This window comes from Pseudomonas sp. 39004, from assembly GCF_028682155.1.
Classification (GTDB): domain Bacteria; phylum Pseudomonadota; class Gammaproteobacteria; order Pseudomonadales; family Pseudomonadaceae; genus Aquipseudomonas; species Aquipseudomonas capeferrum.
Genome location: NZ_JANIAG010000022.1, coordinates 1 through 26,683 on the forward strand (window position 1 = coordinate 1; position 26,683 = coordinate 26,683).

Here is a 26,683-nt window from a genome sequence, read left to right on the forward strand (position 1 = left end):
ACGGTTGGTGAGCGCAGGGTGCCGGTGTCGCCTGATGCCAGTGCACAGACCGCCTGGCAGCGCGGCAAGCTGATTTTCAACGGCAAGCCGCTGGGGCAGGTACTGGCGGAGCTTGAGCGTTACCAGCAGGGGCGCATTTTGCTGTCCGATACCACGCTGGCCGCCCTGGAAGTGAGCGGGGTGTTCGACCTCGATGAGCCCCAGGCACTGCTGCGTACCCTGGAGCAACGTTATGGCCTGAAGGTCACCTACCTGCCCTGGTTGGCCGTGGTGCACTGACCCTGCAAAAAATAATCGAAATATTTTTCATCTGCCGCTGCAAGTTCATGCAGGCCAGATCGTCGTAGTGGGACTGATCAGCAACTCATTCTCATTTACGACTTGTCTGGAAGCTCATTCGTGGCCCTTACGCTCAAGCCCTTGCACCGCCCCAGCGGCTCTCTCCATCACGCCTTGCTGTCTTGCAGTGCCCTGGCCATGTTGGCCGGCCCACTGCAGGCGTTGGCCTCGACCGCTGCGCAAGCGGCCCAGGTCGAAGCCCGCCAGGTGCAGCTGGACGTGCCGGCCCAGCCGCTGGACCAGGCCCTGACGGCGTTCGCCGACCAGGCCGGTTTGCACTTGCTGTACACCACCGGTGATGTGGCGGGCCTGAATAGCCAGGCCTTGCAGGGCAGCTACAGCATCGAGCAGGCGTTGCAGCAGTTGCTTGCCGGCAGCGGCATGGGCTGGCAGTTCAGCGATGCCCGCACCGTCACCCTGCGCAAGGCGGACACTGCGCCGCAAGCGGTCAACTTGAAGCCCATCGAAGTCAGCGTCGCCTCGCGCACCAGCACCGCCATCAGTGAAATCCCCGGCACCGTCTGGGTGGTCGACCAGCAGCAACTGCGCGAGCAGATCGATAGCGGTGTGAGCCTGAAGGAAGCCATCGGCAAGCTGGTGCCGGGCCTGGACCTGGCACCAGAGGGGCGCACCAACTACGGCCAGAACATGCGTGGGCGCAATGTGCTGGTGATGATCGACGGGGTCAGCCAGAACAGCTCGCGCGGCCTGTCGCGCCAGTTTGACAGTATTTCGCCGTTCAACGTCGAGCGTGTCGAAGTGCTGTCGGGTGCCAGTGCGCTCTACGGGGGTGGCGCCACCGGCGGCATCATCAATATCGTGACCAAGAAGGGCGAGCCCGGCCCGGCACGCTTCGAGACCCAATTAGGTGCCAGCAGCGGTTTCAACAACAGTGACGACCTGGCCACCCGCATCGCCCAGTCGATCAGCGGCGGCAACGAGCGGGTCAGCGCCCGTTTGGGCATCTCCGGCGAGCAGAATGAAGCCTTTTACGACGGCGCTGGCGACCAGATCTTCATCGACAATACCCAGACCGACCTGCAGTACAACCGCACAATCGACGTGCTCGGCACCTTGGGCCTGACCCTGACCGACGAGCAGAGCCTGGACCTGCTGGCCCAGTACTACGACTCGGGCAACCACGGCAGCACGGGTATCTACTTCCCCAACCTCAACCACAACGCCCCCTCGGACCTGGAAGACGCCGAACTGCGCAGCGGCTATTCCTCCGACCTCGAGCCACGCACCCGGCGCCTGTTGCTCAACGCCAACTACCATCACACCGATGTGCTGGGCCAGGACTTCTACCTGCAGGCCTCGTACCGCAAGGAAGACGACAACTTCTACCCGTTTCCGTACTACAACCGCGCCACCCCCACCGGGTCGCGCGGGGTGTACTTCGCCGCATCACAGCAGAACTTCGAAGTCACCAGCCTCAAAGGCCTGTTCGCCAAACAATGGGATGCGCTCAAGCTGACCTACGGCGTCGACCTGGACCGCGAGCGCTTCAACGCCGAACAGACCACCTTCGATGCCCTGACGTCATCCGAAAGCGGTGGCCTGGAAATGGACAAGGCCAGCAAGGCCGCGCGCTACCCCAGTTACCGGGTTGACGGTGTGTCGGTGTACGCCCAGCTCGACTGGCATGCCACCGACAACCTGACCTTGTCCGGTGGCGCGCGGCGCCAGCAGATGGACGTGGATGTCAGCGATTTCAAAGGCGTACCCGGCGGCAGCAACGATTATCAGGTCAGCCTGTACAACGTAGGCGCCATCTACGACTTCAAGAATGGCCATCAGCTGTGGACCAACTACGGTGAAGGTTTCGACCTGCCAGACCCGGCCAAGTACTACGGCAAGCCAGGCCTGAGCGTCGCCGACAACCCGCTGGCCGGTATCAAGAGCCGACAGGTCGAACTCGGCTGGCGCTTTGCCGACCTGGACTGGGACGCCCAGGCGGCGCTGTATTACATCTGGTCTGACAAGATCATCAACGTCGACTCGCAAACGCTGACCATCAACGTCGAAGAGCAGAAGAGCCGCGACTTTGGTTTCGAAGGTGCGTTGACCCGTCACTTCCAGAGCGGTTGGGAGGCCGGTGGTACCTTGCACCTGACCCGTTCCGAAGAAGAGGCCGCCAACGGTGGCTGGAACAAGCGTGATGCCCGCTATGCGTCGCTGTCCAAGTCCACCGCGTTCGTCGGCTGGAAGGGCGATGGCCGCAGTGCGCGGCTGCAGACCAACCACGCGTTCAGCCTCAAGGACGATGCCGATCATGAAATCGACGGCTACACCACCTTCGACCTGCTGGGCAGCCAGGACACCGGCTTCGGCACCTTCAGTGCAGGCATCCAGAACTTGCTGGACAAGCAGTACAGCACGGTTTGGGGGCAGCGTGCGACGTTGTTCTATGCACCGACCTATGGGCCAGCGTACCTGTACGACTATCAGGGGCGTGGGCGCACCTACACCCTGACCTGGAGCATGGCGTACTGATTGGCGCAGCCTGAAAACCCTTGGGCTACAGTGACGGGCAGCCCCCCTTCGAGGTGTCCGTCATGCGTCGATCGCTGTGCCTGTTGTCCGTGTGCCTGGCCCTGCCGCTGCAGGCCCAGGAAAAGGTCGTCAACCTCTACAGCTGGGCCGACTACGTCGCCCCGCAAACCCTTCAGCGCTTCGAGCGCGAAACCGGCTACAAGGTGCGCTACGACACCTTCGACACCACCGAGGTGCTGGAGACCAAGCTGCTGACCGGGGGTAGCGGCTACGATGTGGTGGTGCCGTCATCCACCGTGCTGGCCCGTGCCCTCAAGGCCAATGCCCTGCAGCCGCTCGAAGCCCAGGCCATGCCGGGTTATGCCAACCTCGACCAGGACCTGCTGGCCAAGCTGGCCGAGGCCGACCCCGGCAACCGCTATGCGGTGCCTTATACCTGGGGCACGCTGGGCCTGGGGGTGAACGTCGAGGCCGTACGCCAGCGCCTGGGCGATGTGCCGCTGGACAGCCTCGACCTGTTGTTCAAGCCCGAATACGCCAGCCGCCTGAAGGACTGCGGCATCGCCATGCCCGACTCGCCGCAGGAAGTGATCGGCCTGACCTTGAACTACCTGGGCAAGGACCCCTACAGCCAGGACAAAACCGACCTTGCAGCGGCGCAGAAACTGCTGAACCAGCTGCAGCCTTCGATCCGCTATGTCGCCAACGGCCGGCAGATCAGCGACCTGGCCAACGGCAGTGTGTGCCTGGCACTGACCTACAACGGCGATGCGGCGATGGCCGCCGACCAGGCCCGCCGTGCGGGCAAGCCGTTCGAGCTGATCTACCGCATCCCCCAGGAAGGCACCTTGGTCTGGCAAGACAACCTGGTCATCCCCAAGGATGCGCCTCACCCTGAAGCGGCCCGGGCGTTCATCGCCTTTATGCTCAAGCCGGAGTCGGTTGCGGCACTGACCAACACGCTGTTCTTCGCCAATGCCAACCGCGCAGCCACGCCCTTGGTGGACGAAGCCGTGCGCAACGACCCGGACATCTACCCGCCTACCCAGGTACGTAAGCGGCTGTATGCCGACCGCAGCATGGCGCTTTCCGACCTGCGCCAACGCAACCGCCTGTGGATGGCCTTTCGCAGCGGCCAGTAAACCCGCACGGGCGGGTCCATACTGAAACATCAGGAATTATCTCCAGCTGCATTCATACTTTTGCCGCGAACCCCTCGCGCCTTAGGCTATCAAACGCACAAGGCGCGGCATTTTCGTACAGGAGGTGAAGCATGAACCTGACCCTGCCAATCCTGGCCATCGGCCTGGCGTTGTGTATGCCCGCGCGCGCCGAGCCGGTTGCGCCCTTGCAGCTCGCTGCCAGCAACAACAACCCGTACAACAGCCCGATCCAGCGTGCCAACCCTAACAGTCGGCAAGGCAGCATGCCTGCCACACCGCCGGTGCGCGGCCCTTCGACCGACCCCTACCAGCGCACGCCGTCACTGGACAACCGCGGCATTGGCAACGGCGACAACCTGCGTCGCCAACAGCAGACCCCCAATCTGGAACCCACCCGGCCACCGCGCGATAACCCACGCGCGCCGTGAGCCCCGTTGCAAGGAACCCTGCATGACCAGAGCTACCTGGCTGACCACCATGACCGCTGCCGCGCTGCTGCCTTTGCTGGCGCAAGCAGCCTCCGAACAGCAGTTCCCCAGCGAGCAAGGGCAGTTGACCGTCAATACCGTGGCCGACGGCCTGCGCAACCCTTGGGCACTGGCCTTCCTGCCCGGTGGCAAAGACATGCTGGTCACCGAACGCCCCGGCAACCTGCGGCTGGTGAACGCCGAAGGCAAGGTCGGCCCGCCCATCAGCGGTGTGCCCAAGGTTTGGGCCGAGGGCCAGGGCGGCTTGCTGGATGTGGTGTTGTCGCCGGCATTCGACAAGGACCGTACCGTTTACCTGTCCTATGCCGAAGCGGGCGATGACGGCAAGGCCGGTACGGCGGTTGGCCGGGGCCAGTTGTCAGAAGACCGCGCGCGGTTGGAGAACTTCACCGTGATCTTCCGCCAGCAGCCCAAACTGTCGGTGGGCAACCACTTCGGCTCGCGACTGGTGTTCGACCGTGAGGGTTATCTGTTCATCGCCTTGGGCGAGAACAACCAACGGCCAACCGCCCAGGACCTCGACAAGCTGCAAGGCAAGATCGTGCGCATTCTGCCCGACGGCGAAGTGCCCAAGGACAACCCCTTCGTCGGCCAGGACAACGTGCGGCCCGAGATCTGGTCGTTCGGCCACCGTAACCAGCAGGGGGCGGCGCTCAACCCTTGGACTGACACGCTCTGGACCCACGAACACGGCCCGCGTGGCGGTGACGAAATCAATATTCCGCAGCCGGGCAAAAACTACGGCTGGCCGATTGCTACCCACGGCATCAACTACTCGCTGCTGCCGATTCCGGAGGCCAAGGGCAAGCATGTGCAGGGCATGGTCGACCCGCACCATGTCTGGGAGAAGTCCCCGGGCATCAGCGGCATGGCGTTCTACGATAGCCCGACATTCAAGGGCTGGGACCATAATCTGTTCATTGGCGCCCTGGCCAGCCAGGAGCTGATTCGTCTTCAGCTCAAGGGCGACAAGGTCGTGCACGAGGAGCGCTTGCTGGGGGACCTCAAGGCACGTATCCGTGATGTGCGAGTAGGGCCGGATGGCTACTTGTATGTACTGACCGACGACAAGGACGGCCAGTTGTTGAAAGTGGGCCTCAACGAAGGCTGAGGGGCCGGGCCGGCTTGCCGGCGAGGGGGCCGGTACTGATAATGCCGCATGACCCCAGACCCGCAGACCCTCTACCAACAAGCCCTGGCCGACCACGGCTATGTCCACGACCCTGCACAGGCCGATGCGATCAACGCGCTGCAGGCCTGTTTCGAGGCAGTGGCACACGGCCGCCCGACCCAGGGCATCTACCTCTGGGGCCCGGTCGGCCGTGGCAAGACCTGGCTGATGGACCAGTTCCACTGCTGCCTGCAACTGCCCAGCCGACGCCAGCACTTTCACCATTTCATGGCCTGGGTGCACCAGCGCCTGTTCCAGCTCAACGGCACCGCTGACCCGCTGCTGGCCCTGGCCCGTGAGCTGGCCAGGCAGATTCATGTGCTGTGTTTCGACGAGTTGTTCGTCAACGACATCGGCGACGCGATCATCCTCGGGCGGCTGTTCCAGGTACTGTTCGATCAGGGCGTGGTGATTGTCGCCACCTCCAACCAGCCGCCAGACCATCTCTACCGTGACGGCTTCAACCGTGACCGCTTCGTGCCGGCGATTGCTGCCATCGAGCGGCACATGCGGGTGCTGTCGGTGGCCGGTGAGCAGGACCATCGCCTGCACCCGGGCGCGCAGCGCCAGCGCTATTGGGTAGTTGAACCCGGAGCGCGTGGGGTGCTCGCCGAGGTGTTTCGCCAGCTTAGTCCGGCAGACCCGGGTAATGACCAGCCGTTGGCCATTGGCTCAAGGCAGATCACGGTCATCCGGCGCAGCGAGCAGGCCATCTGGTGCCGCTTTAGCGACCTCTGCGAGCAACCCTTGGCGGCCACCGAGTTCATGGCGTTGTGTGACCGCTTCCCCTCGATTCTGCTGGAAGGGGTACCGGCGTTGGGCGGCGAACAACGGGCCGGCCGCATCGCCCGGGGTACAGAAGATGGCGCGGCGCGGGTCGCGGCAGGGGACCGTGAACTGCCGGCGCTGTCGCCCAAGGACGATGCGGTGCGCCGGTTCATTGCGCTGGTCGACGAATGCTACGACCGTCGGGTGGCGTTGTATGTGGAGGCGCAGGTACCGCTCGATGCGCTGTACACGCAAGGGTACCTGGCGTTCCCGTACCAACGCACCCTGAGCCGCTTGCGCGAGATGCAACTGCAGCGCTTCGGCTCGTAGGCTTAGCGTTCCAGCCACTCGATCAGGGTCCGGTTGAACCGCACCGGCTCTTCGATCTGCGGCGCGTGGCCCATGCCTTCGAATGTCACCAGTTCACCCTGGGGGATCAGCTTGGCAACCTGCGGCCCCAGCACCTGGTACTTGCCCAACTGTGCCTTGACCTCTGGCGGTGCGATATCGCTGCCAATGGCCGTGGTGTCCTGATCGCCGATCAACAGCAGGGTCGGCATTTTCAGGTCCTTGAACTCGTGGTACACCGGCTGGGTGAAGATCATGTCGTAGATCAGCGCCGAGTTCCACGCCACCGCTTCGTGGCCCGGGCCTTGGTTCAGGCCCACCAGCATCTGCACCCAGCGCTCGTACTCCGGCTTCCAGCGACCGGCGTAATACGTCTTGCGCTCATACTCACGTACCCCAGCGGCATCGAGCTTGAGCTCCCGTGCATACCACTGGTCCACCGTGCGATACGGCACGCCCAGGGCTTTCCAGTCCTCAAGGCCGATCGGGTTGACCATCGCCAGGCGCTCGACCTGCTGCGGGTACATCAGTGCATAGCGGGTGGCGAGCATGCCGCCTGTGGAGTGGCCCAGCACAATGGCCTGCTTCACGCCCAACTGTTCGAGCAGGGTATGGGTGTTGTCTGCCAGTTGCTGGAAGCTGTACTGGTAATACGCAGGTTTGCTGGAGGTGCAGAAGCCGACCTGGTCCGGGGCGATGACCCGGTAGCCGGCCTTGCTCAGGGCATTGATGGTGGTTTCCCAGGTGGCGGCGCAGAAGTTCTTGCCATGCATCAGCAGCACGCTGTGGCCATTGGCCTGGCCTTGGGCGGGCACGTCCATGTAGCCCATCTGCAGGGGTTGGCCCTGGGATTTGAAATCGAAATGCTTGAGCGGGTGAGGGTAGCTGAACCCTTCGAGCTGTTTACCGTAGGTGGGCGACTCGGCGGCGATGGCCGGGCCGCCGACAAGGCAGGCAAGGGCCAGGGCGGTTGCGCGCAGCATGGGGGCACTCCGTGTAGGGCCATGTAGGAATTGGCGACTGTAACAGTGAGTTGACCCCCGCAAGCGGCAAAGGTGTTACCAAGCGTGAAACCAGCCCAGGGTAATCATTGCCACAACCGCATACCGGCCGGCCTTGGCCAGGGTTACCAGCAGCATGAAGCGCCAGAACGGCTCGCGCATGATCCCGGCGATCAGGGTGAGCGGGTCGCCGATCACTGGCATCCAGCTCAGCAGCAGCGACCACTGCCCCCAGCGCTGGTAGCGCTGCTGGGCCCGTTCCAGCTGGCTGGCACTGAACGGGAACCAACGCTTGTCACGCCAGTGTTCGATGGCCCGACCCAGTAGCCAGTTGACCACCGAGCCGAGCACATTGCCCAGGGTAGCCACCAGCAGCAAGGTTACCCAGGCATCGGGCTGGCGCAGCAGCAAGCCGACCAGCACGGCCTCCGATTGCAGTGGCAGCAGGGTGGCGGCGCCGAAAGCGCTGAAAAACAGCGCCCATAGGCTGAGCATCAGTAGTTGGCGACCACGGTGTCCTTGCCATCCTGGGTCACGCCGATGACCTGGTAGGCGTCTTTGTGGTCACCCATTTCCATGCCCGGCGAGCCCATGGGCATGCCCGGCACGGCCAGGCCCTTGAGGTCGTCGCGCTTGGTCAGCAGGCGAACCTGTTCGGCCGGTACATGGCCTTCGACGAACTTGCCGTCGATCACCCCGGTATGGCACGAGGCCAGGCGCGGCGCCACGCCCAGGCGTTGCTTGACCGCGCTCATGTTGGGTTCGACGTGGTCGTTGACGGTGAAGCCGTTGTCGCGCAGGTGGCTGATCCAGGCCTTGCAGCAGCCGCAGTTGGGGTCGCGGTACACATCGATGGTTTCGGCGGCCTGGGCCAGGCCGGTGATGGCCAGCAGGCCGACGGTGAGCAGGTGTTTGCGCAGCATGGTGAAGCACTCCTTTAGAAACGCAGGCGGATACCGGCCACCAGGCGGGTCTGGCCTGTGTCTTCGCCGTCTTCGCGGGCCTGATCGGCGCGGTTGCCGTGCAGGCGATTGAAACTGACCCCGAGGTAGGGCGCAAAGCCACGGCTGATTTCGTAGCGCAGGCGCAGGCCGACCTCGCTGTCAGCCAGCCCTGTGCCTTGCTCACGGCCGCCATCGTTGCGGCCGAAGAAGTTGGCTTCCAGGGTGGGTTCGAGTATCCAGCGGTTGGTCAGCAGCATAGCGTAAGCGGCTTCCAGGCGCAGCGCGGTCTGTTGCCGCTCGCCGGCGTAGGCGGTGGCCTCCAGCTCTACGCCATACAGCGGTGTGCCCTGGATGCCGAAGGCTGCCCAGGCCTGGCCGCTGGCGGGCTTGAAGTCTTGGCGCAGGCCGCCGACCAGTTCCCACCAGGGGCTGATGGCGTGGCCCCACAGCGCCTGCAGTTCGGCCTTGTGGGTCTGGCCTTGCTCGTGCTCGCCTTCGCTGCGCAGCCACAGCCGGTCGATATCGCCGCCGACCCAGGCGCTGGCGTTCCAGTTCAAGGCACTGCCGTTGTCCACATGCTGGTATTCGAGCTGGTCGACGATCACTGCCCAGTTGAGCGCGCGGTCATGCACCTGGTGCCCTGGCAGCGGCGCGAAGGCGGCGTGGCGGTCGGCGTCGCTGAGCATCGGTAATGGCGTGCGCGGTTGCTGCGCAGGCGGCGTGGCGTGGTTCATCTGGCGGTGGCTCATGGGCATGGCGCCGTGGTCCATGTGCTGCATGCCGGCGGCCAGGGCGCGCTCACTGGCGAACAATGCCAGCAGGGCCACGCCGGTGATGATGCGGCGGTTGTTGGGCTCATTCATCGACCCGTACCTCGCGGAACATGCCGGTCTCCATGTGGTAGAGCAGGTGGCAGTGGTAGGCCCAGCGGCCCAGGGCGTCGGCAGTGACCCGGTATGAGCGGCGGCTGCCGGGCGGGATGTCGACGGTATGCTTGCGCACCTGAAAGCGCCCGTGCTCGTCCTCCAGGTCGCTCCACATGCCGTGCAGGTGGATGGGGTGGGTCATCATGGTGTCGTTGACCAGGGTGATGCGCACGCGCTGGCCGTAGGTCAGGCGCAACGGTGCGGCATCACTGAACTTGACCCCGTCGAACGACCAGGCGAAGCGCTCCATGTGGCCGGTCAGGTGCAGCTCGATGTCGCGTGACGGTTCGCGGCCGTCGGGGTCGGGGTAGGGGCTGCGCAGGTCGGCATAGGTCAGCACCCGCCTGCCATTGCCGCGCAGGCCGATGCCTGGGTCGGCGAGGTTGGGCTGTGGGGCCATGGTCTGCATGTCCACCAGTGGGTTGTCGGTTTCGCTGGCCGGGTGCTGCTGCATGGCGGGCATGGCCGAATGGTCCATGCCGGCCATGTTGCTGTGGTCCATGCCGGCCATGGCGCCGTGGCCCATGTCGGCCATGCTCAGCACCGGCCGAGGGTCGGGCTGCGGCACCGGTGCCTGCAAGCCGCTGGCGCGGGCCAGGGTGCCGCGGGCGTAGCCGCTGCGGTCCATGCTCTGGGCGTACAGGGTGTAGGCGGGCAGGTTGCCCACGGTTACCAACACGTCGTAGGTTTCGGCCACGGCGATGCGCAGTTCGTCCACGCTGACGGGCGTCACCGGCAGGCCGTCGGCGGCGATCACCGTCAGCTTCAGGCCGGGGATGCGAAAGTCGAAATAGGTCATGGCCGAGGCATTGATCAGTCGCAGGCGCACGGTTTCACCCGGTTGGAACAGGCAGGTGAAGTTGCCGTCCGGCGCCTGGCCATTGAGCAGGTAGGTGTAGGTGGCTGCGCTGATATCGGCAAGGTCGGTGGGGCTCATGCGCATGCTTGCCCAGCCCATGCGTTCGGCGACCGTAGCGCCCCAGCCGTTGTCGGCCACGTCATCGATGAAGTCACCGAGCGTGCGCTTGTGGTAGTTGAAGGCGTCGGACTGCTTCTTCAGGGTCGCCAGCAGTTGCTCGGGAGGCTGGTCCGACCAGTCGCTGAACAGCAGCACATGGTCACGCTGGTAGCGGTGCGCCTCGGCTTCGCGGGGTTCGATGACGATCGCCCCATACACCCCCGCCTGCTCCTGCAGCCCGGAATGGCTGTGGTACCAGTAGGTGCCGCTTTGGCGCAGGGTGAACTGGTAGAGGTAGCTGCCCCCGGGCTCGATACCGGCAAAGCTCAGGCCAGGGACGCCGTCCATGTTGGCCGGCAGAAGGATGCCATGCCAATGGATCGAGGTGGCCTGATCGAGGTGGTTGCGCACGCGCAGGCTGACCGTATCACCTTCGCGCCAGCGCAGCACCGGGCCGGGCAGGCTGTTGTTGACGGTGAGGGCTGTGCGCGGGCGGCCGGTGATATTGACGGCGCGCTGGCCGACCGACAGCTCGAAGTGCTGCCCGGCCAGGTCGCGGCCATCGGCTGCCTGGGCCAGCGGCCGCCACAGGCCCAGGCCTGCCAGTGTGGTGGCGGCGCCCAGGCCTTTGACGAAGGTACGACGGGAGGGGGTGCGCAACATGGCGAGGCCTCATGCGAGAGAGCCCCGATGTTCGCCTGTGCCGGCTGTCAGCCAGCTGAGCTGCACATTACAGCGTTGTCAGGCGGCGGCTTCTTCGTGGCGCAGGTCGCGCATCAGCAGGCCGTACTCCAGGGAGACCTGTTCAGGGATCGGCAGGTACACCACATGGCCGTCCCCAGAGGCTACTTCGAGGGCTTGCTGCTGGCGGCCGCACAGGCGGTGCAGGTCGAAATGGTAGTTGCCACGCGGTGTCATCAGCTCCAGGTGGTCGCCCACGGCGAAGCGGTTCTTGACCTTGACCTCGGCCAGGCCGTCCACGCGCGCGCCGGTCAGCTCGCCGACGAACTGCTGGCGTTCGGACAGCGAGTTGCCACGCTGGTAGTTCTGGTACTCGTCGTGCACATGCCGGCGCAGAAAACCTTCGGTGTAACCGCGCTGGGCCAGGGATTCGAGGTTGTCCATCAGGGCGCGATCGAAAGGCCGGCCGGCCACGGCGTCATCGATCGCCTGGCGGTACGACTGCACCGCGCGGGCGCAGTAAAAGTGCGACTTGGTCCGGCCCTCGATCTTCAGCGAGTGCACGCCCATGCCGGCCAGGCGCCCGACGTGCTGGATGGCGCGCAGGTCCTTGGCGTTCATGATGTAGGTGCCGTGCTCGTCCTCGAACGCTGGCATCGCGTCGTCTGGGCGGTTGCTTTCGTGCAGCAGGAAGACGTGCTCGGTGGGCGCACCGAGGCCCAGGGTCGGCTCGACCTGGCGCACGATGTCGCCCGTGGCGTCTTCGCCGGCGGGCGTGGCCTGGTACTTCCAGCGGCAGGCATTGGTGCAGCTGCCCTGGTTGGCGTCGCGCTTGTTGAGGTAGCCCGACAGCAGGCAGCGGCCGGAATAGGCCATGCACAGCGCGCCGTGGACGAAAACCTCCAGCTCCATGCTCGGCACCTGCTGGCGGATTTCTTCGATCTCCTCCAGCGACAGCTCCCGCGACAAAATCACCCGGCTTATCCCCTGCTGTTGCCAGAACTGCACGCTGGCCCAGTTGACCGTGTTGGCCTGCACCGACAGGTGTACCGGCATCCCTGGGTAGTGCTGGCGCACCAGCATGATCAGGCCGGGGTCGGACATGATCAGCGCATCCGGTGCCATCGCGATTACCGGTGCGAGGTCCTTGAGGAAGGTCTTGAGCTTGGCATTGTGCGGGGCGATGTTGACCACCACGTAGAAGTGCTTGCCCAGGGCGTGTGCTTCCTGGATGCCCAGCGCCAGGTTGGCGTGGTCGAATTCGTTGTTGCGCACCCGCAAGCTGTAGCGCGGCTGGCCGGCATAGACCGCGTCGGCGCCATAGGCGAAGGCATAACGCATGCTCTTGAGGGAGCCGGCGGGGGCCAGCAGTTCGGGCTTGGCGGGAGGGTTCATGGACGCACCGGGGCAAAAGGCGCGGATGCTAAGCATCTGCCGGCCACAGCGTATTGACCTGAATCAACGGAGCAGCGGCACTTTTGCGGCAGCGGCGGGCACTAATGTCCAAGAACCCGCGAGGAAGTGCCATGAACCAAACCGCTCTACAGAACAAAGCCCTGGCAGTCCTCCTGACGCTGGTGACCATTGCCTTCATCTGGATCCTGCTGCCGTACTACGGTGCGATCTTCTGGGCGGTGATACTGGGCATCCTGTTTGCCCCCTTGCAGCGAAACCTGCTGATCCGCTTTGGGCGGCGGCGCAACCTGGCAGCGTTCACCACCTTGATGGTGTGCCTGCTGGTGGCGGTGCTGCCGGTCATCATCACCAGTGCCCTACTGGTACAGGAGGGCGCCACGCTGTACCAGCGCATCGAGAGCGGGCAACTGGATATCGCCGGCTACGTCGAGCGCGGCAAAGACATGCTGCCGGCCTTCGCGCAGCACAGCCTGGACAGCATGGGCATGGGTAACCTGGATGGGCTGCGCGACAAGATCACCAAGTGGGCCACGCAGGGCAGCCAGGTGCTGGCCAGCCAGGCATTCAACTTTGGCCAGGGCACGTTCGAGTTCCTGATCAGCTTCGGCATCATGATGTACCTGTTGTTCTTCTTTCTGCGTGAGGGGCCGGAAGTCGCCAGGCGAGTGCGGTTGGCGGTGCCACTGCCCGAGCACCAGAAGCGCCGGTTGCAGCTGAAGTTCAACCGAGTGGTGCGGGCGACGGTCAAGGGCAACGTGCTGGTTGCCATTACTCAGGGCGCGCTGGGTGGTCTGATCTTCTGGGTGCTGGATATTCCGAGCGCGCTGGTGTGGGCGGTGCTGATGGCGTTTCTGTCGCTGTTGCCAGCGGTGGGGGCGGGCATCGTGTGGGCGCCGGTGGCGGCGTACTTCCTGCTGACCGGGGCGATATTGCCGGGGGTGATCCTGAGCGCGTTCGGCGTGCTGGTGATCGGCCTGGTGGACAACGTGCTGCGGCCGATTCTGGTGGGCAAGGATACGCGCATGCCAGACTACCTGATCCTGGTTTCCACCTTGGGCGGGCTGGCGGTGTTCGGGCTCAACGGGTTCGTGATCGGGCCGTTGATCGCGGCGTTGTTCGTGTCGAGCTGGGCGATTTTTGCCGCGACCAAGCCGCAGGTGCAGTTGCCGGAGTAAAGGTTACGCCGCTGATGCTGGACGCTGGGCAGGGGCTTTCGTTTACCCTGTGGCCGTTATCTGCCTACGATGCCTGAGTATGGATACCCGCAACCGCGACAAACCCGGCTTCACCTACCAGGCGGTCTACCGCTACCTGCTCGACTGGATCGAGGCGGCGCCTTGCGACGTGGAGCAGCGCATGCCGTCGCTGCGCGATCTGGCCCAGCGGCTGAGTGTTTCGGTCTCCAGCACCAAGTACGCCTATGCGCTGCTCGAGGACCAGGGGCGGGTGATTGCGCGGCCCAAGCGGGGCTACTTCACCGTCACCCGCAGCGCGCCGTTGCTCAGGGAACCCTCCGCGAGCTTGCTCGACACCGTGTTTGCCAGCGCTCGCCAGCCTGGCATGCTGGCCCTTGGCAGTGATGCGCCGGCCATGCTGCTGTCGCTGGATAAACCGCTGCTGATGATCGAACGGGAGCTGGCGCGCCAATACCCGCGTGCCCAAGCGCCGCTGTATCAACCGTTCGGTGAACCTGAATTGCGCAGCGTGCTGGCGGGCATTTATACCCGCTCGGCGCAGCTTTGCTGGCAAGCCGAGCACGTGTTCATCGGTGCCGACCTGCGCAGCATGCTGGAGCTGGCGGTGCGTGCCCTGAACCTCGAAGGCGAGGTGGCGCTGGTCGAGTCGCCCTGCAGCTGGGCGGTACTGAGGCAGTTGCAGGCCGCGCGCATGACCATCATCGAAGTGCCCTTGGGCGACGACGGTCGGTTCGACCTGCAGCAGTTGCATCAACTGCTGAGCAACGCGCCGGTACGCCTGGCAGTGCTGTCGTCAACCACCAATGCGCCTCAGGGTGGCCTTATGCCGGCCGAGGACAAGCAGCAGATCTGCCGCTGGCTGGCCGAGCGCGAGGTGTGGCTGTTCGAGAACGACGGGTATGGCGAATTGTGTTTCCACGAGGCGGCGCCGCGCTATCGGGATTTCGCCGACCCCGACCGGCTGTTGGTGTTCGCTGCCTTCGACAAGGTGATCGGTGCCGAGGCGCCTTATGGCTATCTGCTTTGCAGGCGCCATGCCGAGCGCTTGCAGCACGTGTTTCTGGAGCGCGGTTTCCGGTTGTCACCGATTCGCCAGAAGGCGATCGCCAGGTTGTTCACCTCGCGTCGGGTAGAGCAGCATCTGCAACGCCTGCGGCCGTTGCTGCGCGCTCGCATGCTGCACATGAAGGCGTTGCTGGAAGCCCACGGCCAAGGCTGCCTGCGTATCGTCGAGCCGCAGGGCGGGGCGAGCCTGTGGCTGGCGGCGACCCGGCCGGTGGACATGCGCCGGGTCTTCGAGCGGCTGTTGGCCCAGCGCATCGTCATCGCGCCGGGGGAAATCTTCAGCCAACGTGGCCTTTGGCAGGGCCACCTGCGGCTGTGCTACACGCTGGACTGGGACAAGGACATTGGCCAGGCGCTGCAACGCCTGGTCAAGGCGATTCAGGACGAGGCTCAGACCCCGTAGCAGTGATGCATTTCGGGGAAGGCGCCGTCGCGCACTTCGTCAGCGTAGCGGGCGCAGGCCTCGCGGATCACCTGGCCGACGTCGGCATACTGCTTGACGAAGCGTGGCACGTGCTCGCCGCCCAGCCCCAGCAGGTCTTCGGTGACCAGCACCTGGCCATCGCAAGCGGGTGAGGCACCAATGCCGATGGTCGGTTTGTCGGTGGCCTCGGTGATGGCGCGGGCAATGGGTTCGGCCACGCCTTCGAGCACCAGGCTGAAGGCACCGGCCTCAAGGTTGGCCCGCGCATCGGCACGCAGTGCAGCGCCACTGTCGGGGCTCATGCCTTGGGCCTTGTAGCCGCCCATCACATTGATGAACTGCGGCATCAGGCCGATGTGCGCCATGACCGGTATGCCGCGCGCGACCAGAAACGCCACGGTGCTTGCCAAGGCCTGGTTGGCCTCCAGCTTTACCGCGTCGCAACCGGTGCTGGCGAGTACCTGGGCGCAGTTGCGAAACGCCTGCTCATGGGATTCCTGGTAACTGCCGAATGGCATGTCGGCGATCACGCAGGCCAGGCGCGTGCTGTCTACGACCGCCCGGGTATGGCCAATGATCTCGTCCAGGCGCATGCCCAGGGTGGACGGGCGGCCGTAGCCGACCATCGCGGTGGAGTCACCCACCAGAATGAAATCGACCAGCGGGTCGATGACCTTGGCAATAGCGCTGGAGTAGGCCGTCAGCGAAACGATTTTCTGCCGGCCTTTCATGGCCACCAGCTGCGGTACCGTCAGCCGTCTGTTGCGGGTATGCGTGCTCATCGGTGTTCCCTTTGCGGTGTAATCGTCAGGAAAGAGGTGGCCCGATTATTGAGTTTCGCAGTCACGGCGCAATGTACAGAATGGCCCTGGAAAACAACCCAGATGCGCGCTTGGGGCTGCAAGGCAACCCCAGGCGCCAAGCGCGACGGTCAGCAGGCCTGCGGCATCTCGCCCTTGGCCAGGCGCTGGTTGATATCGGCAATCACCTCGGGCAGCTCGTTGATGGTGTCGATCAGGTAGTGCGGGCGGGAACTGGCGAACAGCGCATGAATGCGCTTGCGCTCGCTCTCCAGCGCCTCGGCACTCAGCGCCTGGTAGCCTTCCCAGGTCAGCCCCAAGGCATTGCCGGAGCACACCAGGGCCACGGTCCACATGCCCGCACGACGGCCTTCGAGGATGCCCGGTACGGTGTCATCGACCTTCACACAGGCCGCCACGTCATCGATGCCCAGGGCAATCACGTTGGCCAGGGCCTGGGCCGGCCATGGGCGGCCATTCGGGGTTTCGTCGGTGGCCACCACATGGTCGGCCACGTAGCCGTTCTGCGCGGCCAGCTCCACCACCTTGTCCATGACCACCTTCGGGTAACCCGAGCACGAGCCGATCTTCAGGCCGCCCTGGCGCAGGCCGGTGAGGGTGTCCAGCGCGCCGGGGATCAGCGCCGAGTGCACGGCGATCTTTTCGATCTGCAGCGGCATGAAGCGGTTGTAGAGCGCCGTGACGTCATCGTCGGTCGGGGTGCGGCCGAACACCTTGCGGTAGCGCTCGGCGATGTCTGGCACGTTGCACAGGGTGCGGATGTGGTCCCACTTGCCCATGCCCATCGGGCCACGGGCTTCTTCGATGGAGACCTGGACATCGAACTCGGCGAAGGCTTCGACGAAGATCTGCGTCGGGGCGAACGAGCCGAAATCGACCACGGTGCCGGCCCAGTCGAGGATGGCGGCTTGCAGCTGTGTTGGGTTGCTGTAGTTCATGTGCGCTATTTCCTGAAGTCGGGTGGGCAAAGGGTCAGATGGTCAGTACTTCCATTTCCCGCAGTACGTCGGCCACGGCATTCACGGCGGCCTGCATGCCGTCTGGCCCGACCACGCCGATGCAGCCGACGCGGAAGGTTTCGACCTGGGTCAGCTTGCCGGGGTAGAGGATGAAGCCCTTGGCCTTGACCCGCTCGTAGAAGTCCTTGAACTGGTAGCGGGCGTCGTTCGGGGCATGGAAGGTGACGATGATCGGCGCCTGGATGTCGGCGGGCAGGAAACTGCGCAGGCCGATGGTGGCCATGCCGTCCAGCAGCGTCTTGCAGTTGTCGGCGTAGCGCTGGTGGCGGGCGGGCAGGCCGCCTTCCTCGTTGTACTGTTGCAGTGCTTCGTGCAGCGCCGCGACCACGTGGGTGGGTGGGGTGAAGCGCCACTGGCCGGTCTTGGCCATGTAGGTGTGCTGGTCGTACAGGTCCATGGCCAGGGAGTGGGCGTTGCCTTCGGCTGCGGCCAGTGCGGTTTTTTCGGCGAAGACGAAGCCCATGCCAGGTACGCCTTCCAGGCATTTGCCGGAGGCGGCGATCAATGCCTCGAAGGGGACTGCGCGGGCATCGATCGGCAGGGCGCCGAACGAGCTCATGGCATCGATGATCAGGCGCTTGCCGTGGCGTTTGATCACCTGGGCGATCTCTGGCAGCGGGTTGAGGATGCCGGTGCTGGTTTCGCAGTGGATCAGCGCCACGTGGGTGACACCCGGGTCGGCAGCCAGCAGGCGGTCGACGTCGGCGGCAGTGGTCGGCTGGTCTTCGGCGGTTTCGAAGGTGCTGTAGGTGCGCCCCAGCACCTTGCAGATCTTCGCCAGGCGTTGGCCGTAGGCCCCGTTGATCAACACCAGCACCTTGCCGTCACGCGGTACCAGGGTGCCGATGGCGGCTTCCACGGCGAAGGTGCCGCTGCCTTGCAGGGGCACGCAGTGGTGGCTGGCGCTGCCGTCGATGATCGCCAGCAATTGCTCGCAGACACTGGCCGTGAGTTGGTTGAAGTCGCGGTCCCAGGAGCCCCAGTCCACCAGCATGGCTTGGCGGGTACGGGCTGAAGTGGTCAGGGGGCCGGGGGTCAGCAGTATCGGGGCGTTGCTCATTCCGTGGTTCCTCACAAGCGGCGGGTGGTGAGCCGAAAAATCTGGCGCTGAAACTACGGAGCCAAGGTTGCAATTCACTGTGCTATCAATCAAATTGTTTGTTGTTATGCCAGCCATAAGTCGGGCCGATAGATATGAACCTGTTCCAGCTGCGTGCCTTCGATGCGGTGGCGCGTGAAGGTAGCTTCACCCGCGCTGCGGCGCGGTTGTTCATCAGCCAGCCGGCCGTCACCGGCCACGTCAAGGCGCTGGAAGAGCACTACCAGATCACCTTGTTGCGGCGTACCGCCCGGCGCGTGGAGCTGACCGAGGAGGGCACGCGGTTGGCAGCCATCACCCGCGCCATGTTCGGCTTGGCGGAAGAGGCCCAGGCCATGCTCGAGGCCAACCGGCAATTGCTGACCGGGCGCCTGGAAGTGGCCGCCGACGGCCCGCACCGGGTCATGCCGATGCTTGCCCTGCTGCGCGAGCGCTACCCGGGCATTACTGTCAACCTGCGCCTGGGCAATGCCCAGGAAACCCTGGCTGCGTTGCTCAGCGAGCATGCCGACGTGGCCGTGCTGACCGAGATCGAACCGCGCAAGGGCCTGCATTTGCAGAGCCTGTGTGAATCGCGCCTGTGCGCCTTGCTGCCGGCGGGGCATGCCTGGGCCAGTGGCGAAGGGGACTTGCCGCTGGCCGAACTGCACCAGCAGATCATGGTGCTGCGTGAGCCGAGCTCCACCACCCGGCGCACCTTTGACAAGGCCTGCGCCAAGGCGGGCGTGCAGCCGCGGGTACTGTTGGAGCTGGACAGCCGCGAGGCAGTGACCGAAGCGGTGGCCTCGGAGCTGGGCATTGGCGTTGTGTCGTCCACTGAAGTGGCCCATGACCCCAGGGTGGTGGCTCGGCCGCTGGCCGGCGACGGCCTGCTCAACCAGCACATGATTGGCTGCCTGGAGCGCCGCCGCGAACTGCGCCTGATCCAGGCCTTCTTGAGCCTGGCGGCGGGGCTGTGATGGCTGTTTTCAACTGGGCGCCCTAACATGGCCGGCACAGAACCGACAGGACTGTCGATGAGCGATAAAGACACTATATCCATGCAACTGGTACGCGAAGCGCTGTTGCAGACCTGCCCGAAGGGTGAACCCGACAGCGGCTTGCTGGCGCGGGCTGGCATTGCCGTCGAGCACTTGCACCTGCCCGCTGCCCGGGTCAGTGCCGACGCCTATGCCCGCCTCTGGCGTTTGCTGGCGCGGCGATGCAATGACGAGTTCTTCGCCATGGACCCGCGTGGCCTGCGCAGCGGCAGCCTGGCGTTCATGTGCCGGGCGAGCATGGGCCAGCCGAGCTTGGGCACGGCGCTGGAAACCGCGTTGGCGTTCCTGTCGCTGATGCTCGAAGACCTGCAGCCAAGTTTGGTTCGCCAGGAAGGCCTGGCCGAGATCGTCATCAACGAGCCGCGTGACGAACCACGTCGCGCCTTCACGTATTTCACCTTCTGGATGATCGTGCATGGCGTGGCCTGCTGGCTGGCCGGGCGGCGCATCCCGATTTTGGCCATCGACCTGCGCTGTGCCGAACCCCCTTTCTGTGACGACTATCGGGTGATGTTTTCGGAGAACCTGCAGTTCGAGCGCCCGCGCACGCGCATGATCATCGCCGCCGAATGCCTCGAGCTGCCACTGCGGCGCAGCGAGGAGGAACTGCAGCGCTTTCTTGCCGAAGCGCCGGGCAACATCCTGGTCAAATACCGTGACCCTGCAAGCCTTGGGCGGCGTATCCGCACCGACCTGCTGCGCCTGGCCCCGGAGCATTGGCCCGACGGTGACAGCCTGGCGCGCCAGTTGTGCCTGTCGCCCTCGACCTTGCGCCGGCGCCTGGCCGAGGAGGGCCAGAACTACCAGGGCTTGAAAGACAGCGTGCGCCGTGAGCTGGCCATCGCCTGGTTAAGCCAGGAAGAGGCGGCCATGGGCGAGATCGCCGAGCGCCTTGGGTTTGCCGACAGCAGTTCGTTCTACAAGGCGTTTCGCAAGTGGTTTGGCTGTAACCCGGGGCACTACCGGGCATTGATTCAGGCACGCGATTCGGGGCACTGAGGGCGCTGCAGTGGCAAGGCCTCGCGGGCCGCTTCCCTCTGCGTCTTGATCTGACGCTTATGCAGCATGGTTGACTCCGCCCACTACCCAGGGAGCCCACCATGCCCAACCCCACCACTGGCCACGACACGTTCATTGGCGCCACGTTACCCGAGTGGCTCAAGCGAGCTTCAAAAGGCCAGATCAACACCCTGCGTACCAGCCTGAACGCGCACCATGCGAGCCAGGCCCGCTTGCGTGAGCTCACGGTTGAGCTACTGCCACTCCAGCAGTTTGCCGAGCAGCACCTGGCGGCACTGCTGGATGCACCGTTGCCAGACGGGCAGGCATTTGCCCAGCTCGAATGGCTGCGGATTGCGCCGCGCTTCGGCACTCTGCCCGGCACCTTGCAGCCCACCTACGAGTACAGCCAGACGCGTGAAAACGGGCTGCTGCGGCTGATGCGCAATTTTGCTGCTGGCACGGGTTACTACAAGGGTACGGGGTTAGTATTGCCTGGCCGCGAGCAACCTTTGAATGCGTCACTGGAGGCGTTGATCGAGGCCTGCCGCACACTGAACGTTGGCCAGCGCTATCAAGATGAGCTGGAAAGGATCTTTCACCCGGCCACCTTGGCGACGCTGGCCGAGGACAAGCGCTCAGGCCTCAAGCTTGCGACCGAAGTGGCCGCTTTGCAGGGCGCCATCAGTACCGATGTACAGATTGCCTTGCGTGAAGTGGCGGACCACGGCCAAGCGCATCGGCAGCAAGGGCTAAAAGGCACGCCCATGCTGCTGACGGCCCTTGAGCAACCGGTGGCTGATGGCTTGCTGATCCCGTTGCGTGACACTGCCGGGGATGACCGGGGTGTCGTGCTGTACCTCCCCAGTGACCCCCATCAGGCGCTGCGTTTCTTCGCCACTGCGCAGGCCATGAACAGCGCCCTGGCGCGGCTGCTGCAGAGCGCTGACTACTGGCAGTACTTCACTCAACTGATCAGCCTTGAGCACCGTGCAGATTTCGTCACTACTCTCGCCAAGCGCCTGAAGGACGACCAACCAGGCCTGCAGCTCGAAGGTGCAACACAGGGGGCGGGTATTTTCGCGCAACTGGCTACCCAGCAAGTGCAACGGGTCAAAGGGGATGCCCGGTTGTTGCTGGTACCGACGACCGATGCGGATAGCCTGGCGGTGCGCGCCAGGCACGCGGAGTGGAAGGCCGTGGGACTGGACCTGGTGAACCTGGCGGTGTTTTTCATTCCGGTCGTGGGGGCCTTGTTGTTGGGGCAGCTAGTAGTCCAGACCTGCTCGGAAGTGTTCGAAGGTGTAAGGGACTGGTCCAGGGGCCATCAGCACGAAGCACTGGAGCATCTGCTGGGCGTCGCCGAAACCCTGGCTGCCACCGCTGCCACCGTGGCGGGGGTCAGTTACCTGCGCAGCGCGTTTGTCGCAAGTCTTGAGCCTGTAACGCTGGGCAATGGGCGTGCTCGCCTGTGGCACTTCGACGCCGCGAACTATCGATCCATGCCAGGCACCATCGACTTGCTCGAAGAAGGGCGCTACGGCGAGGGAGGGCGTCGCTGGGTCCGTCTCGACGGACGCTACCACGAGGTGCATCAGCCAATACCCGATGGCCCATATCGGCTGCGCCACGCCGCGGGTGAGGGGGGTTATGGGCCGATTGTGCTGCACAACGGTGAGCGAGGCTGGCGACTGATGCGCGCGCAACCGCTGACATGGCAGGAGCCTGCACGCATGCTCGATGTGCTGTGGCCGCAACATCCGCCTATCGAACCTCGACAGGCCGAGCGGATATTGCAGGTGGCGGGTGTCAATGAGGACGAGTTGCGCGGTGTGCTGGTGGAGAACCGGCCTGCGCCGGTGAACCTTGGGCAAACCCTGCGTGCTTTCCAGGCGCATGCACGCATTGACACGTTCTTCGCACGTGTTCGCCTGCAGACCTTGATGCCATCGGACAGTGAGTTGCTGGCCTGGAGCGAGGGCCAGCCAGGGGTTGGCAAGGGGCTGGAGCAGACGCTGGCGCATGAGGCGCAATTGCGCCCGCAGTTGTTTAGCCACCTGACAGCGCAGCCGTTTGCCGAAGACCCTTTGAGCCTGTTGGTCAAACGGGACTTCCCTGGCTTGCCTGCGGCCTACGTCAACGAAGTGGCTGGCCAGGCGGGCGGAGTTGAGCGCGCAATGGCGCGGGCTGAGCAACGCCTGCCGTTGTCGTGCGCGAGTAACGCGAACGCACTGCTGCGTCTGGCACGCTTGAACCAGGGGCTGGCTGGGCTTTACCTGAGCACGGCTTACAACGATGTGACAGGCGAGTTGGTGCTCACGTTGCTGGACAGCTTTGAACCCGAAAATCTCGACATCGACTTGCGCGATGGCGCGGTGGATGGGCGCTCGGTCAAACACCTGGGTAGCGGCGGGCACAGTGAGGCGGAACGCATACTGGTCCACCATGAAGGCACGTTTGAGGTCTACAACGGCCTGGGTGAGCAGCAGGTGGTTACGCTTGAAGAGCCTGGCTGCATTTTCGAGGCAATCGTTGCTGCGCTTACCCCAGCGCAGCGGGCAGCTATGCAGCTGACAGCCAAGGGTTCGGCAAACCAGCTGCGCGAGCAACTGCTGAGCCGGTTACCCGCTTCGCATTCGGGGGTTGTACGTATGCTCCGTTGGCCAGAGCAAGGCGCCTGGTTCAATCCAGGTCGTCGTCTGGACGATGGGCGCGTCGGGTACCCACTCAGCGGCCGCCCTTCGGCTGGCCCCAGGGATGAACAGGCGATCATCCGCGACCACTTGCGCTCACTCTATCCTGGCCTGGATGAGCAAGCGCTGGATGCCGAGCAGGCGCGTTTGCAGCAAGGCCCGCGTCCAGCGTTCGAGGCCCTGGTGGCGTTGCAGGACGATCATGATCAACTGGTGCAGCACCTCAACCACTGGGTCGGTGCCGAGTTGCAGGCCGGTCGGCAAGCCGCGCGCAGGTTGACGGCAGACAGCATTCTGCGCGCATGGCGGCTGCAAGGCGAAAGCGTGCCGGCAGGCGATGGGCAAGCGCATGGGCAGCGTTTGTCGCTGAGCGGCGGGCACCTGAACACGCTGCCGCCGTTACCGGCACAAATTGATTTTCATCGCATCACGGTGCTGAGCCTGAACGATTCGCAGGTCACTGATATCCCGGTTGATTTCCTTCGCCCGTTCACTGCCCTGACGCACCTGAACCTCAGTCAGAACCAGTTGTTGCGCCTGCCAAGGGGTATTGCATATCTACCGGACATTCGCGTGCTGCGCCTGGCGCATAACCAGATTCGGCTCGATGCGCAGGCAATCGAGATTTTGCACGACCTGCCCAATCTTGCTCACCTTGACCTCAGCTATAACCGGCTGGAGGTGCTTGACTTGAGGCTCCATCAATTTTCCTGGTTGAGCAGCCTGAACCTTCGTCATTGCCGCTTGGGCGTCTGGCCGCAACGCCTGGAGCTGTGCGGTTTGCTCGAGCATGCTGACCTGCGCGACAACCAACTGCGCAGGGTGCCGAACGAGATCCAGGAAATGCCCTATGCATTTCGGCGTGCCCTTTTGGTCGAGCGCAACCCACTGCCGGCCGTGCAGCTACGTAGGCTGTACGCACTCGATGTCATCGATGAGCACGGGCACCTGCCTGAGGCTTCAGCGCTCATTGACCTGCCCAGGGCCCGTACGCTCATGGTCGGACATGCCGACGAGGCGGCCCAGGTGACCAGGGACGCGCTATGGCAGCGGTTACTGGAGCAACCTGGCAGCAGTGGGCTATTCAGGTTGCTGGCGCGCTTGGAGTTCACGGCTGACTACAGTCAGGCAGGCGGAGGGCGTGCTGCGCTGGTGGAAGGCGTGTGGTCATTGCTCGAAGCGCTGGATGGGGACCCGGTGCTTTGTCGGGACGTCTTTGAACGTGCCGATCAGCCACTCTCCTGTTCGGACGCAGTTGCCAACCGTTTCAGTGCACTTCAACTGGTGGTGAGGCAGGCGCAGGCCGAAATCCGCGCGCTGAACCCTGAAAGCAGGGGCGAGTTGCTGGAGCTGGGCCGCCAGTTGTTTCGACTGGACCAGCTGGAATGGGTGGCCTACCGGGACAGCCGACAGCGTCAGGCCACGGGGGAGCATTTCGACCAGTTGGCACTGGGGCTGGCCTACAGGGTGCAGCTTCGCAGCCGCTTGACGCTGCCCAACCAGCCGTCTGCCATGCGCTACCCCGACGCTGCCGAGCTGACCCAGGCCCAGGTAGAGGCTGCATTCCTGCACGTTACCCGCGCACAGACCCTCGAAGCCCTTACCGATAGCCTGAGCCAGCGTGAGTTCTGGCGCCGTTACCTGCGTCAGCAACATGGCAGGATGTTCGATGCCATCAGTGCGGACTACACCCAGCGCATCATTCGGCTACAGGCTCAGCAGCCTGCATTGTCGCCAACAGCGCTCGAGGAGCAGTTAAGCCGCCTGCGGGAACAGCAGAGCGTGGATACCGAGCGCCTGATCAGCGAGCTCACCCAGTCCTACCTGCGTGCAGCCAAGCGCGCAGCGGGGTGAACGAGGGCGGCCAAACCGGTCATCCAGATTGACAGCTTTGGCCATTGCCGCCTCGATTGAGCGGCGCGAACATCGTCGGACTGATGGTTAAACTCCAAAAACAAGAACCAGGAGTCCGACGATGCGTGATTACGCCGAGGCCGTTCGAGCGTTCGACCTTGCCCAGGCCGCCAGCACGGCGCTGCATGGCAACCTCGCTGCCCTCAATGCCTGTGTCGAATGCTGTGATCGGCATGCCGTTGACGGCAAGCTGGCGCTGATCCACGAGGACCGCGAGGGCAACAGCACGCGCTACAGTTTCGATCAGCTGAAGGCGCAAGCTGCCCGTTTTGCCAATGTGCTCAAGGCGCAGGGCGTGGGTGCCGGCGACCGGGTTGCCGGCCTGATGCCGCGTACCCCCGAGCTGCTGGTCACCATTCTCGCCACCTGGCGCCTGGGGGCGGTGTACCAGCCACTGTTCACCGCGTTCGGGCCCAAGGCCATCGAACACCGTCTTGAGCAGTCCCACGCCCGGGTCGTCGTCACCGACAGCCACAATCGCGCCAAGCTGGACGATGTGCAGGCTTGCCCGACGATCATCACGGTCAAGGCCCGCAGTGGCGAGCTGGATTTCCAGCAATGCCTGGCGACGGCCTCAGCCGCTTGTGAGCCAGTCATGCGCTCGGGCGATGACCCGTTTCTGCTGATGTTCACCTCCGGCACCACCGGCCCTGCCAAACCCTTGGAGGTGCCGCTGCGCGCGATCGTGGCCTTCCAGGGCTACATGCGCGATGCCATCGGCCTGCGCCCCGAGGACAACTTCTGGAACCTGGCCGACCCAGGCTGGGCGTATGGCCTGTATTACGCGGTGACCGGCCCGCTGTCGCTGGGCCACGCCACCACCTTCTACGATGGCCCGTTCAGCGTCGAGAACTGCGCGCGGGTCATCGACAAGTTGGGCATCACCAACCTGGCGGGGTCACCCACGGCCTATCGGCTGCTGATTGCCGCGGGTAGCGCGTTTTCCGCGCCGATCAAGGGGCGCCTGCGGGTCGTCAGCAGCGCGGGCGAACCGCTCAACCCGGAGGTGATTCGCTGGTTCGCCGATGAGCTGGGTGTGACCATCCACGATCATTACGGCCAGACCGAACTGGGCATGGTGCTGTGCAACCATCATGACCTCAAACACCCGGTACACCTGGGGTCAGCCGGGTTCGCCATTCCCGGTCACCGCATCGTCGTGCTGGATGAACAGGGCGCAGAGTTGCCAATCGGCCAGCCAGGCATCCTGGCGGTTGACCGCGAGCAATCGCCGCTGTGCTGGTTCGGCGGTTACCACGGTGTGCCTACCCGATCTTTCGTGGGCAAGTACTACCTCAGCGGCGACACCGTCGAGCTCAACGCTGACGGCAGCATCAGTTTTGTCGGCCGCAGCGACGACGTGATCACCACCTCCGGCTACCGGGTTGGCCCGTTCGATGTGGAAAGCGCGCTGATCGAACACCCGGCAGTCATCGAAGCGGCGGTGATCGGCAAGCCCGACCCCGAGCGCACCGAACTGATCAAGGCCTTCGTGGTATTGGCCAACGGTGTGCCAGGAACCGCCGAGCTGGAAGAGACCTTGCGCCAACACGTGCGTCAGCGCCTGTATGCCCACGCTTACCCGCGTGAAATCGAATTCGTCAGCGAGCTGCCCAAGACCCCGAGCGGCAAGCTGCAACGCTTCATCCTGCGCAACCAGGAAATCGCCAAACAACACGCGCTACTGGCCGCCAGCGCCAGCGCCTGAGGGACC

General features: G+C 64.4%; 21 protein-coding genes. 12 read left to right on the forward strand and 9 right to left on the reverse strand.

The features are described 5' to 3' along the window. The 6 genes from NP534_RS06100 to zapE form a co-directional block, all read left to right on the forward strand. A partial coding sequence (locus tag NP534_RS06100; protein ID WP_443201073.1) for a FecR domain-containing protein occupies window positions 1-279 on the forward strand: 279 nt, incomplete at its 5' end. Window positions 280-399: 120 nt separating this feature from the next. Further along, window positions 400-2,835: a TonB-dependent receptor gene (locus tag NP534_RS06105; RefSeq protein ID WP_274098135.1), complete on the forward strand. Its 2,436-nt coding sequence runs from the start codon at window positions 400-402 to the stop codon at window positions 2,833-2,835. A 62-nt stretch (window positions 2,836-2,897) separates the two neighbouring features. Beyond that, a complete protein-coding gene (locus tag NP534_RS06110) occupies window positions 2,898-3,977 on the forward strand; it encodes a polyamine ABC transporter substrate-binding protein (protein ID WP_274098136.1) in 1,080 nt (359 codons plus the stop codon). Window positions 3,978-4,108: 131 nt separating this feature from the next. Then, window positions 4,109-4,426: a hypothetical protein gene (locus NP534_RS06115; protein WP_274098137.1), complete on the forward strand. Its 318-nt coding sequence runs from the start codon at window positions 4,109-4,111 to the stop codon at window positions 4,424-4,426. 22 nt (window positions 4,427-4,448) lie between these two features. Next, window positions 4,449-5,597 (forward strand): PQQ-dependent sugar dehydrogenase, encoded by a 1,149-nt coding sequence (locus NP534_RS06120; RefSeq protein ID WP_274098138.1) that lies wholly within the window; start codon window positions 4,449-4,451, stop codon window positions 5,595-5,597. A gap of 48 nt (window positions 5,598-5,645) precedes the next feature. Further along, window positions 5,646-6,755, forward strand: coding sequence for a cell division protein ZapE (gene zapE / locus NP534_RS06125; RefSeq protein WP_274098139.1), 1,110 nt, complete (start codon window positions 5,646-5,648; stop codon window positions 6,753-6,755). Window positions 6,756-6,757: 2 nt separating this feature from the next. Here zapE and NP534_RS06130 read toward each other — a convergent pair whose 3' ends face one another. From NP534_RS06130 to trhP, 6 genes are all read right to left on the reverse strand, one after another. Next, on the reverse strand, window positions 6,758-7,756 hold the full coding sequence (locus NP534_RS06130) for an alpha/beta fold hydrolase (protein ID WP_274098140.1): 999 nt from the start codon (window positions 7,754-7,756) through the stop codon (window positions 6,758-6,760). A gap of 75 nt (window positions 7,757-7,831) precedes the next feature. Then, entirely contained in the window at window positions 7,832-8,269 is a 438-nt protein-coding gene (locus NP534_RS06135; protein ID WP_274098141.1) for a YqaA family protein, read from the reverse strand. Continuing rightward, window positions 8,269-8,697: a DUF411 domain-containing protein gene (locus tag NP534_RS06140; RefSeq protein ID WP_274098142.1), complete on the reverse strand. Its 429-nt coding sequence runs from the start codon at window positions 8,695-8,697 to the stop codon at window positions 8,269-8,271. The genes NP534_RS06135 and NP534_RS06140 overlap by 1 nt, the downstream gene beginning before the upstream one ends. A 14-nt stretch (window positions 8,698-8,711) precedes the next feature. Beyond that, complete coding sequence (locus NP534_RS06145) at window positions 8,712-9,581, reverse strand: copper resistance protein B (protein WP_274098143.1); 870 nt, start codon at window positions 9,579-9,581, stop codon at window positions 8,712-8,714. Next, window positions 9,574-11,265, reverse strand: a complete 1,692-nt coding sequence (locus tag NP534_RS06150; protein ID WP_274098144.1) for a copper resistance system multicopper oxidase — start codon at window positions 11,263-11,265, stop codon at window positions 9,574-9,576. Before NP534_RS06150 ends, NP534_RS06145 begins: the two co-directional genes overlap by 8 nt. A gap of 78 nt (window positions 11,266-11,343) precedes the next feature. Continuing rightward, window positions 11,344-12,678, reverse strand: a complete 1,335-nt coding sequence (gene trhP / locus NP534_RS06155; RefSeq protein WP_274098145.1) for a prephenate-dependent tRNA uridine(34) hydroxylase TrhP — start codon at window positions 12,676-12,678, stop codon at window positions 11,344-11,346. A gap of 131 nt (window positions 12,679-12,809) precedes the next feature. Between trhP and NP534_RS06160 the strand changes: the two genes are divergently transcribed. Further along, window positions 12,810-13,874, forward strand: a complete 1,065-nt coding sequence (locus NP534_RS06160) for an AI-2E family transporter (protein ID WP_274098146.1) — start codon at window positions 12,810-12,812, stop codon at window positions 13,872-13,874. Window positions 13,875-13,953: 79 nt separating this feature from the next. Further along, window positions 13,954-15,363 carry an aminotransferase-like domain-containing protein gene (locus NP534_RS06165; protein WP_274098147.1) on the forward strand — a complete coding sequence of 470 codons (1,410 nt, stop codon included), beginning with the start codon at window positions 13,954-13,956 and terminating at the stop codon, window positions 15,361-15,363. Here NP534_RS06165 and panB read toward each other — a convergent pair. From panB to NP534_RS06180, 3 genes are all read right to left on the reverse strand, one after another. Continuing rightward, complete coding sequence (panB, locus tag NP534_RS06170; protein ID WP_274098148.1) at window positions 15,351-16,166, reverse strand: 3-methyl-2-oxobutanoate hydroxymethyltransferase; 816 nt, start codon at window positions 16,164-16,166, stop codon at window positions 15,351-15,353. The genes NP534_RS06165 and panB overlap by 13 nt on opposite strands. A gap of 149 nt (window positions 16,167-16,315) precedes the next feature. After that, a complete protein-coding gene (phnX, locus tag NP534_RS06175) occupies window positions 16,316-17,143 on the reverse strand; it encodes a phosphonoacetaldehyde hydrolase (protein ID WP_274098149.1) in 828 nt (275 codons plus the stop codon). 34 nt (window positions 17,144-17,177) lie between these two features. Next, window positions 17,178-18,284 (reverse strand): 2-aminoethylphosphonate--pyruvate transaminase, encoded by a 1,107-nt coding sequence (locus tag NP534_RS06180; protein ID WP_274098150.1) that lies wholly within the window; start codon window positions 18,282-18,284, stop codon window positions 17,178-17,180. 134 nt (window positions 18,285-18,418) lie between these two features. On the opposite strand from NP534_RS06180, the gene NP534_RS06185 reads away from it, so the two are divergent. The 4 genes from NP534_RS06185 to NP534_RS06200 all read left to right on the forward strand — a co-directional run bounded on the left by NP534_RS06185 (window position 18,419) and on the right by NP534_RS06200 (window position 26,677). Beyond that, entirely contained in the window at window positions 18,419-19,282 is an 864-nt protein-coding gene (locus NP534_RS06185) for a LysR substrate-binding domain-containing protein (RefSeq protein WP_033700317.1), read from the forward strand. Between the two features lie 57 nt (window positions 19,283-19,339). Further along, window positions 19,340-20,362 (forward strand): AraC family transcriptional regulator, encoded by a 1,023-nt coding sequence (locus NP534_RS06190; RefSeq protein WP_156310681.1) that lies wholly within the window; start codon window positions 19,340-19,342, stop codon window positions 20,360-20,362. Window positions 20,363-20,463: 101 nt separating this feature from the next. Then, the gene (locus NP534_RS06195) at window positions 20,464-24,909 is read left to right on the forward strand and encodes an NEL-type E3 ubiquitin ligase domain-containing protein (RefSeq protein WP_274098151.1); all 4,446 of its coding nucleotides are present in this window, start codon (window positions 20,464-20,466) and stop codon (window positions 24,907-24,909) included. Between the two features lie 121 nt (window positions 24,910-25,030). Beyond that, complete coding sequence (locus NP534_RS06200; protein ID WP_274098152.1) at window positions 25,031-26,677, forward strand: acyl-CoA synthetase; 1,647 nt, start codon at window positions 25,031-25,033, stop codon at window positions 26,675-26,677. The last annotated feature ends 6 nt before the right edge of the window (window positions 26,678-26,683 follow it).